This is a genomic window from Microcystis sp. M53598_WE2 (assembly GCF_030067735.1).
In the GTDB taxonomy this organism is placed as follows: domain Bacteria; phylum Cyanobacteriota; class Cyanobacteriia; order Cyanobacteriales; family Microcystaceae; genus Microcystis; species Microcystis aeruginosa.
This window is the reverse complement of record NZ_JASJFE010000602.1, coordinates 1-9,983: the sequence shown is the minus strand read 5'-3', so window position 1 is coordinate 9,983 and position 9,983 is coordinate 1. Positions and strand designations below refer to the sequence as shown.

At 43.5% G+C, this 9,983-nt stretch carries 9 protein-coding genes and 1 pseudogene; 1 reads left to right on the top strand and 9 read right to left on the bottom strand.

The genetic code is table 11. The annotated features are described in order from the left end of the window. Nucleotides 1-107 precede the first annotated feature (107 nt). The 3 genes from PX636_RS12190 to PX636_RS12180 form a co-directional block, all read right to left on the bottom strand. Nucleotides 108-1,346: a DUF445 domain-containing protein gene (locus tag PX636_RS12190; protein WP_288117373.1), complete on the bottom strand. Its 1,239-nt coding sequence runs from the start codon at nucleotides 1,344-1,346 to the stop codon at nucleotides 108-110. Between the two features lie 35 nt (nucleotides 1,347-1,381). Continuing rightward, nucleotides 1,382-2,080 (bottom strand): bifunctional demethylmenaquinone methyltransferase/2-methoxy-6-polyprenyl-1,4-benzoquinol methylase UbiE, encoded by a 699-nt coding sequence (ubiE, locus tag PX636_RS12185; protein ID WP_288117371.1) that lies wholly within the window; start codon nucleotides 2,078-2,080, stop codon nucleotides 1,382-1,384. 126 nt (nucleotides 2,081-2,206) lie between these two features. Continuing rightward, the gene (locus PX636_RS12180) at nucleotides 2,207-3,076 is read right to left on the bottom strand and encodes an MBL fold metallo-hydrolase (RefSeq protein WP_288117369.1); all 870 of its coding nucleotides are present in this window, start codon (nucleotides 3,074-3,076) and stop codon (nucleotides 2,207-2,209) included. A 137-nt stretch (nucleotides 3,077-3,213) separates the two neighbouring features. Here PX636_RS12180 and PX636_RS12175 point away from each other — a divergent pair, with 137 nt between their 5' ends. Beyond that, a complete protein-coding gene (locus PX636_RS12175; protein ID WP_288117367.1) occupies nucleotides 3,214-4,497 on the top strand; it encodes a class I SAM-dependent methyltransferase in 1,284 nt (427 codons plus the stop codon). A gap of 124 nt (nucleotides 4,498-4,621) precedes the next feature. On the opposite strand, the gene PX636_RS12170 is transcribed toward PX636_RS12175, so the two are convergent. The 6 genes and pseudogenes from PX636_RS12170 to PX636_RS12145 all read right to left on the bottom strand — a co-directional run. Then, on the bottom strand, nucleotides 4,622-5,602 hold the full coding sequence (locus PX636_RS12170; protein WP_002796998.1) for a DMT family transporter: 981 nt from the start codon (nucleotides 5,600-5,602) through the stop codon (nucleotides 4,622-4,624). Nucleotides 5,603-5,669: 67 nt separating this feature from the next. Then, a complete protein-coding gene (locus tag PX636_RS12165) occupies nucleotides 5,670-6,713 on the bottom strand; it encodes an AI-2E family transporter (protein ID WP_002796997.1) in 1,044 nt (347 codons plus the stop codon). A 29-nt stretch (nucleotides 6,714-6,742) separates the two neighbouring features. Continuing rightward, nucleotides 6,743-7,603 carry a shikimate dehydrogenase gene (locus PX636_RS12160; protein ID WP_125730538.1) on the bottom strand — a complete coding sequence of 287 codons (861 nt, stop codon included), beginning with the start codon at nucleotides 7,601-7,603 and terminating at the stop codon, nucleotides 6,743-6,745. Nucleotides 7,604-7,668: 65 nt separating this feature from the next. Beyond that, nucleotides 7,669-8,046, bottom strand: coding sequence for a hypothetical protein (locus PX636_RS12155; RefSeq protein WP_002796995.1), 378 nt, complete (start codon nucleotides 8,044-8,046; stop codon nucleotides 7,669-7,671). Between the two features lie 311 nt (nucleotides 8,047-8,357). After that, nucleotides 8,358-9,374 (bottom strand): glutaminase A, encoded by a 1,017-nt coding sequence (gene glsA, locus PX636_RS12150; RefSeq protein ID WP_002796994.1) that lies wholly within the window; start codon nucleotides 9,372-9,374, stop codon nucleotides 8,358-8,360. Nucleotides 9,375-9,412: 38 nt separating this feature from the next. After that, nucleotides 9,413-9,715 (bottom strand): annotated as a pseudogene (locus PX636_RS12145) (glycosyl transferase group 1); the annotation flags it as partial. Nucleotides 9,716-9,983: the final 268 nt, after the last annotated feature.

Sequence of the window (9,983 nt, the reverse complement as noted above, 5' to 3'; positions counted from 1 at the left end):
GATTAAGGCTTTTTCAGGGGGAAAATTCACACCCCACACCCTACACCCCACACCCCACACCCCACACCCTGCCCCCACCAACAAACTTTTTCAGCAGACCCTAATTATTACCCCGGATTCTGTGCAATTAAAATAATTGTTTGCATTAGTCCGACTAGAAGACCGAGAATCCCACCAAGATTAACAATTCCCTGTAATTCCTGTTTAACAATGCCTTGAATAGCATTTTCCAGATCGGCCGGGGAAGTGGCATTTACCCGATCGCGGATCACTTGATCGATGTTGAGAATTGGGATAATTTGGGCGACTAATTTCTCTAAATCTTCCTCTAGATAACGCTCTAAAATTAACGCTAACTCTTGACTAATTACCCCTAATGATGTATTCATTGACCCCGAAGATTGCAGACGATTAATAATTAAATTAGCGATTTGATGCCAGTCGATCGTTTGTCCAAAATCTTGCAGAAATTGTTCGCCACTTTCTTGAATATAAATTCGCACCGTGTCTCTAGTGGTTTTACGCAATTGTCTGACGGTGGAGATAGGTAAATTTTGCAAAGAGATACTTTGTAACCAGTTTTTCAGACGATTACGCATCTCTAAAGATAGTAATAATTCTTTGATTCTGGTATTAGCTAAATCCTTTTCATCAAGGCAAAAAGTGCGTAAGCGGGCCAGGGCATTGCGTAAACCGAATAAATTGGCTACTACCCAATAGGTTCCACTGGTTTTTTCCCGAAATCCTTCATCGATAACTTGAATATTGCGATCGGTTAAAAAATCGATTAAAGCTAGACGGATAATATCGGGGGGTAGGACGGTTTCTAATAGCCAATCGGAGAATTGTCGCGCCTGTTGTTCACTGAGAGAAAATTCTAAGACTAGGCGATCAAAAATTTGATTGATCTGTTTTTCTAAAAAGTCCTGTCGTCGGGCTAAAACTTTTAGTAATCTCGCTAAAGATTCCCCGAATAAATCATGAAGAATTGCCGCCAAAATCTCGGCAGTTTTTGCTTGCCGATCGCCTTTTATTTGTTTTAAAGCTAATTGTAACAGCCAGAGTATCGCCCCCTGTACCCTTTCGGTGTCGAGGAGTCGTTTAGCCAGTTTTTGTAATTCCTCGGGAGTTAACAGGGAACCCATGATCGTATCCGATACCCGGACAGCTAATCGATCTTGATTGCGAGGAATTAACCCCGGAGTGAAGGGAAGAGGACGCTTACCGATATAAATCGCTTTGTAGGGACGAAATAGCATTTTTATGGCTACATCGTTCGTAAAATAGCCAATAATTGCCCCCGCGATCGGCGGTAAGAGCCATGTCCAAAGAGTAGGGAGATTCAATTTAGCAGCAAAAAATAAACGGAAATGTGAGTAAGTTATTTCTTCAAGACTAACACTCCCATCAGTCCGGCTAGGAGTGGATAGTGAACAGCGCTGGAAAATCCCGACTGATAGCCTAATTTTACCTGTTCTGGGCCCAGGGGAAAGCGATCGATACTGGGACTAATATAAGCGTACTGGTCAGTTAAGCCGTAGCGCTCGGCAGCCGGAACGACGATATGATCGAGATACCAGTTTTGGAATAATTTGGCGATGGTTTGGGTAGGTTGATGGAAGTCAAGAATCGCCGCTTTAGCACCCGGTTTCAGGACTCGGTATAATTCCCCCAGACATTGGGTAATATCGACCACATTGCGTAATCCATAGCCGATAGTGGCACAATCAAAGCTAGAATCGGCAAAGGGTAAATTGAGGGCATCCCCCTCCATCCAGTTAATATTAGTGGCGCTAAAACGTTGACGGGCGATTTTTAATTGTTGTGGGGAAAAATCTAGTCCGATCACTTTGCCGGTTTTACCCACTTGTTTTGATAATAGGTTAGTCAGGTCGCCGCTACCACAACAGATATCGAGAGCAAAATCCCCTTTTTTGGGTTGACACCATTTGACTGTCATTAATTTCCAGATACGGTGTAATCCTAAACTTAATTCTTGATTAAGGCGGTCATATTCGGGAGCGATCTGATCAAAAATTGCTTGTATTTCTGTGGAGTTAGGTGAGGATTGATTGGACATTTTTATAATATAGCACCAGAGAAAATCCCAGATGAAGTTATATCATTCTATCCTATCTCCGCTCACGGGGATAAGCTGTTGACCATCTACAGCAGTTATCTTCATGGTGGGGAACAGTGACTTAGGTTACGCTTCATCTATCCGAGAACCTTCCGGTCGTAGTTCGATCAACAGGCCTTCCCGGGCGAGAATAGTTTCAGGGAAAATCTTTCTTGCCTCTTCCCCAATGCGATCGAGAAAATCGTCATTATGGCCGGGATCGTGATGAAATAGAACTAACTGCTTAACTTGCGCTGCCTGGGCGATTTTGACTGCCTGCTGCCAAGTGGAATGGCCCCAACCCACCTTAGAATACTTAGGATCGTTGTATTCCTCATCGGTGTAGGTAGCATCAATAATCATCACATCCGCTTGCCAGGCCAAAGCCAGAACGTTATCATCAAGGCGATCAGGAAAATGTTCGGTATCGGTAATATATGCTGCCGATAAACCCTGCCAATTTACCCGATAACCCACCGCTTCCCCTGGATGATTTAAAGGACGGGTTTCGACGCTGACATCGCCGTAGTTGAGGGTTTCGCCCATTTCTAGATTATAAAATTCTAAATCGGCCCGCATAATCTGCAAAGGCACGGGAAAATTGGGATGTGACATCTGATCGTGTAATCTTTGCTTCATGGTCACCCCGTTGGGGGAGGGAACTGCGTAGATTTTAAAAGTATTGCCCCGGATAAAAGCAGGGATAAAAAAAGGAAAACCTTGAATATGATCCCAATGGGAGTGGCTGAAAAATAAATGGGCTTTCACTGGACTTTCTGCCATCAAAGACTGTCCTAGTAGGCGTAACCCCGTACCACCGTCAAAAATTAATCTTTCTCTACCGACTTGCATCTCTACACAGGAAGTATTACCACCATAACGAACGGTTTCCGAACCAGGACAGGGAATACTTCCCCGTACTCCCCAAAATTTGATCTGGAAGCAGTTGTAGGGCATATCAGAAGTTGGTCTACTTGTGCTGATGGGCTAATAGATCAGATTATCACTCTTCCACAATTAAGTCTGTGACCTGATGACAAGCACGATGATTTACGATAGTGGAAAAGGATTATAGTTTTCGGGAAAGCAAGAGCATGGATTTACAGAAATTCTTAGAACAATTGCCTCAACAGTATCAGGATTGGGGATCGGCTTTAATGTCGCCTATTTCCGAGCAATTAACCCTTTTAAGCCAAAAAACCGCCTCCTATCCCGATCGCAATCTCTTTCCCCTGCTCAATCTCGCCGTTGCCTGTCTGCAACCGGACGAGGTTTACTGTCAAGTGGGTTGTTTTCGTCGCGGTAGTTTAGTCGCCGCTTTCTGCGATAATAGCGATCGCTGCGGTTATGGCGTAGAAGCTTTTTTTAAATACGATCCATCGGGAGAAAAGCTAACTATATTATCTGAGGATTTGGAGGATTTTCAACTATCAGAACAGATATTTTTAAGCGATCAAGAAACGGAAAACTTTTTCGATGATCTCGAAGAATTAAACAGTGAAGAAAAGCTGGGAGTTTATTACTACGATGCCGCCGAAGACTATCGATCGCTTTTGATCTCCTTACTTTTAGCCAAAAAATTCTGGTCTGATTCCGCTTTAATTATGATCAATAAATGTCAGCATCCTGCTCTCCAACAGGCCATAAAAGATTTTATTAAAACCCATCCCCAAGCCCAGATAATTTTAGATGATCAAGTCGCTAATCACGGTTTGCTTGGTTTGAAAAATATTTGTTTATTAGCTTGGAATGCTCCCCCAGGGATAACAGCGCTAAAATCCCCGAAAAAACTGGTTTTAAATGTGGGTTGTGGTCCCTATAATCCCGAAGCTTTACCCCAACTATTCCGCGATGGCAATTGGCAAGAAATTCGCCTCGATATCAATACTGCTGTTAACCCTGATATTTTAGGAACTATTACCGATTTAAGTGCCGTTCCCGATAACTCCGTCGATGCGGTTTTTTCTAGTCATAATCTAGAACATATTTATCATTACGAAGTTCCCATCGCCCTAGAGGAATTTAAACGCATTCTTAAACCCGAAGGCTTTTTGATGATCGTGGTTCCCGATATGCAAACTGCCGCCGAATTTGTCGCTAGAGGCGATATGGAAAATGAACCTTTATATATTTCTCCCGGAGGTCCCGTGCGCGCTTTGTGGATGTTTTACGGCATGGGAACAGAAGTTCCCGGGATGCCCTATATGGCTCATAAAACTGGTTTTACCTCTCAAAATCTCAACCGGAAATTACAAGAAGCAAATTTTGCCAGAGTCGAGGTAATTCGGACGGAATTTGAGTTAGTTGCTTTTGGGTATAAATCAGAGATTGGGGATAGGAAAATGGGGAAATGGGGGGATAGGGAAATGGGGGGATAGGGAAATAGGGGGATAGGGAAATAGGGGGATGGGGAAATGGGGAAATGGGGAAATTTTAACTAATCCCTCAAAACCCTAAAACCCTAAAACCCAACACCCAACACCCAACACCCAACACTCATGTTTACTTCACGGAAGCAGAGGAAAGATTAGCAAAAATTGCTCGCACTTGTGGGGCGATTCTTTCCCTTTGATTGATTAAATAAATACTAACGAGGGTTAAAGATACCCCCACCCATTGCAATACACTTAACATCTCACCGAGGAATAAATTCCCGAAAGTGAGGGCAAAAACCGGAGTTAAAAAAGTTAAAGAACTTAAACTGGTTAAATTGCCCTTGGCGGCTAAATAAAAGAATATTCCATAGGCGATCGCACTACCAAAAATCGTGGCATAACTTAAAGCTAACCAACCATTCAAATCGATATTCTGCCATTGATGGGATTCTCTGAAACCTGAAGCTAAAAATAGCGGCAATCCCCCTAAAATCATGTGCCATCCTGTGGCGCTGACGGGATCCGCATGACGACAGACAAACCGGATTAAGACTGTTCCCACCGCCATGGATAGGGAAGCCAAAAGCATCAGCATTTCGCCGCTATTTAGTAATTCCTGCCAGCTAAAGTCAATATTTACCGCTTTTTGTCCAAAAAAGTCATAAAACCATTGATCGGGCAAGCCAATTAAACTAATTCCCCCAATTCCTAAACCCAATCCCAACCACCCCCAGACACCGATAACTTCTTTAAATAGCCAACTCGACATTAAAGCCACCGCTAGAGGTTGAGAGTCAATAATTACCGATCCTAACCCCGCCCCGGTGCGATTTAATCCCAATGCCAGAAAACCTTGAAAAAGAGTGGCATCCATCAGAGCAAAAAGGGCAATCCATAGCCACGCTTGCAGGGTTTTGGGCTGAGGACGACCTAAAAACCAAGCTACTATTAAAACTAACATTCCGGCGGGAACAAGGCGAATTGCCGCCATAAATAGGGGGGTAGTATGGGGGATAACACCCTTCATCGCTACCATCGCTGTTCCCCAGAGAAAAAACGGTGAGATAAATAAGAGGGGCGAGGATTTCTTTAAATCTAGGTTTTCCATAGGTAGCGATCGAGTGTTGTGGATAACAAATTTCTCTAATTGTATAGTAGAGACTGGGTATCAGCCCTTAATTCTCTTGACTTTCTCCTAACTGATTTTCCTCTAAATCTGTTATTGGTTTTTCTTCGCTCGATCCGATCCAGATCGCAATCATCCCAGCGATAGGAATGGAGAGAAAAACCCCTAATAATCCCGCAACTCTTTCGCCGATAAAGAGGGATAAAAATAAAATTACTGGGTTTAATTCTAGGGCATTGCCCATAACTTTAGGGCGAATAATATTATCTTGAATTTGCACCAAGACAACACAGATAATAAAAGCTTTAACGGCAATTGCTAGTCCCTGGGAGGTAAAAGTCAAGATAGTTACCAACAAAATGCCCAGGGTTGCCCCGACACCCGGGATAGCATCGATAACACCGAGAATGCTCGCTAAAATTAGCCCATATTTGATTCCTAATAGGGAAAAACTTAAGAAACTCGTCACCGATAAAAAGAGCATTAACAACAGTTGCCCGCGAATAAATCCCAGAAAACTTTGTCGAAAAGACTTGGCAAAACGCTCCCGGTATGCTAGGGGGAGAAGTTGCAAAAAACTTCGCCAGAGTTTATCACCGTCGATGAGCATATAAACACTGATCACCGCCCCGAAAATGCCCGTAAAGACACTGGAAAAAACTCCCTGTACAAGCGATAAACCCGTGGCTAAACCGGTTTGTAAGCTTCCCACCATTTTATTTAAATCTAATCGATCGAGAAAGTCTTGAAAGGGTAAAAAATCTTTTTGACTAAGGGCATCGGTAAGATTGAATAGTAGTCCTCTCCCCTGATTAACCGCTTCTAATCCTATGCCTGTGACTAATCTAAATAGGAGGATAAAAGCTACTAGGGTGGTAATAGCAATGGCTAGTCCTCTCGGTAGATAACGGGATAACCAAACCACGGGATAATTTAATAGAGCGGCCAGGACTGCCGAACCAGTAAAAATAGCGATCATCCCGTAGAAATAGTTAATTAAGATAATTAGACTCCAGCCACAGCCAAATAATAATAGATAGCGCACTAGAATCGAGTTATTCAGAGTTTTCCAAAAGGAGCTAGAAGGGGTCATAAATCAAGCCAGAAATAGAACTTTAGCATTTAGAATTGTTTTAACAAAGCTTCCCGCATGACCGAGACGGGGACGGGTTGACCTAACCAGATTTCTAGTGCGATCGCTCCCTGATTAACTAACATTTCTAACCCATCAATAATTCTTATCCCTCTAGTCCGGGCCAACCGCAGAAATTTGGTCGGCCGGGGATTATAAATTAGATCGTAGGCGATCGCCGATGGCGGTAAAAGGTCTAATAATTCTAACTCAACAGGGGATTGTTCGCCCTGGGGGGACATTCCGATCGGGGTAGAATTAATCAGGAGTTCTGTGGTGGATACCAGCCCCTCTAATTCGTCCCAGCTATGCACTTCTAGGAGGTCATAGAGGCTTGTATTCGCCCAACTTTCTTTAAAAGGATCTAATTTCTTTTGATTGCGTCCTACCACATGAATTTCGCCACAGCCCAACTGGGCGCAAGCCACCACCACCGCCCGGGCAGCGCCGCCATTGCCTAAAATAACTGGATTCACCTGACTCCAATCTTTGTCAAGGGATTTCAAGGGTGCGAGAAAGCCATCCACATCGGTATTCGTTCCCTGCCAGCCGGTTTCCGTGCGCCAGACGGTGTTAACTGCGCCCACTAGCCTGGCTTTCTCGGTAATTTGCGATAATAAGGGAATAATTGCTAATTTATGGGGAATTGTGACGCTAAAACCCTCTAGATCAATGGCGGACAAGCCAGCGATCGCAGTTGCTAAATTTTCCGGGGCGATAGGTAGGGGAAGATAGACATAATTTAGCCCCAAGGCATCGATAGCGGCATTGTGCATGGGGGGAGAAAGAGTATGGCCGATAGGATCGCCGATTACGCCTAATAACTTGGTTTTTCCGTTAATAATGGTCATAAAAAAAGGTGGGCTTTCCCCACCAAAGTTTGCTCTCAAGGGTGGCCAATGCTCACCTTACTATACTATTTCTTGATTTCGCGGGCCATTTTCAGGAAAGGATTGATACTGTCATCGTTAGCGCGACGAACGTTATCATTAGTACCATTAGCGTTACTATTAGCCTCGGAAGTCGCCGATTTTGCCACAATACCGTTATCGGTGACTTTGCTGACTTCCATGGAAGAAATCTGTTTAATCGATTCGCCACCCTTTTTATTCGAGGCAGTTTTCGGGAAAGTACGTCGGATCGTGATCGGTGTCCGCATAAAGTCGATATCACCGAGAGTTTTAGCGTCATCGGGTTCCAAGTAAAAAGCCTCTTGCGGTTCCGGTGCGCTCAGATCCATCGGTTCATCGACGTATTTCGTCTTATTGCCAAACAGGCCAAAGAATCCAGCCATTTTCTCGCTCTCCTAAATAAATATATTTACCATAAATTGCTGCTGATTGTTAAATCATATCAATATTTATGACAAAAAGCTAGGTAGCCATCTTCAATCAGTGATCAGATTTGAGTTTTCAGTTCACTGATTACTGTTTACTGTTCACTGTTCACAACAGAAAACTCTCCACTTCCCCACACCCCAATTCATAATTCATAATTCATAATTCATAATTCCCCCTTGCCCTACTAGGGGTTGGGGGGGTCTTGCCTCTTGCAAGAGTGCCTCATCTCAACAAGCAATTTAAATTACGAACAGCTTACAGCCTATCAACTATTGCCTTCAAGCCATGTTTTTAAATCTCGTTCTGGTTTGGCCACATTGAATAAATGTAAACCAAAATCCTCTGAAATATTTTGACAAATTTTCACTCCTCTGATGCTGTTGCCTTTTTCATCTAAAAGGGGCGAAAAAGTTCCAATTCCTAACTGATGGGGAACTACTGCCGTAATTCCGCCCCCGACACCGCTTTTTGCCGGTAATCCTACCCGATAGGCCCATTCTCCCGAAGCGTCATACATTCCACAGGTAAGCATAACACTGATCACATCTTGAACGTAGTGTTCATCGATCGCCCGTATTCCTGTGATGGGGTTGACACCTCCATTAGCCAAGGTAGCGGCCATCAGGGCTAAATCGTGAGCATGGACGAGGATGGCGCATTGTTGACAGTAAAGGTCGAGGGTTTCTTCAATTTTATCGCTGACCATGCCAAAATTTAGCATCAGATAGGCCATGGCCCGATTACGATTGCCGGTGGATTTTTCCGAGAGAAAAACGGGGACATTAATCTCGTGATCCCTACCCGTATAGCGTTTAAACATTTCTAAAATACGTTTTAGCCTTTCTGTGGCATTCTGTCCGGTGATTAAATCCGTGGTAGCGATCGCACCAGCATTAACCATAGGATTATAGGGACGATTGGTTTTTTCATCGAGAATAATCGAGTTAAAAGCTTCCCCCGTGGGTTCAACACCGACTTTACTATTAACGTATTCCCTTCCGTGATCTTCTAGAGCTAATCCAAAGACAAAAGCTTTAGAAATCGATTGTACTGTAAAGGTTTGCTGACAGTCTCCCACCTCAAAAATCTGACCGTCAGTGGTAATTACCGAAATACCAAACCATTGTGGAGCTGCTAGGGCTAATTCCGGAATATAATCGGCGATCTTACCCGTCTGTAAATCAGAGTATTTGTCGTGAAGATAGTTAAGATAGTTGCGAAAAGGATAGACCAACTTTTGACCAGAATTGACCGGACTAATAAAATCTTTTGGGGAAGCCATAGAGGAGTATAGCAGTTATCTTAATAATGAGTGACAAAGAGGGGGGCTAAATTTATATGACCACAAAAAACCCGTTGGGGACGTTTCCGGAGGAGAGAAACTAGAAACTTAAGGGCTAATTGAATGCGTCCGAGAGTTGCTGAGTTATTTTTCAGGTAATGAAAGGTAATACCTTGATTTTTGAAAGGATTAGGACAATCAGGGGCATCCCGCAGTAAAAAAACCTCGGCCGCCTCGCAATCGGGCAAAGTGAGATAAGCTTGCAGGACATCCTTGATATATGATTGAATACCGCCTTCTTGGGAAAAAATCTCTAAAAATAGGAAGATATGAGGCATCATAGAACGTCAGCGTCAAAAAGTTTTAGGTTTGGCGAAAAAATTTTCCCCGATCTCTTATCTGTACTATCACACTTTCTTGATCTATTTCGATCGTCTCCCCAGTAATAGATCCTAACCGCTAACAGTCCGAAAAAGAACAATCTGGGCGATCTTCTCGCTTGTAAGTAGGGAGGCACAATTATTTGTAGGATGGGTTAGCGGTAGCGTAACCCATGCGGGAGTTGGGTTTCATGCTTCAACCCAACCTACGTTCATCTTATATTTAATT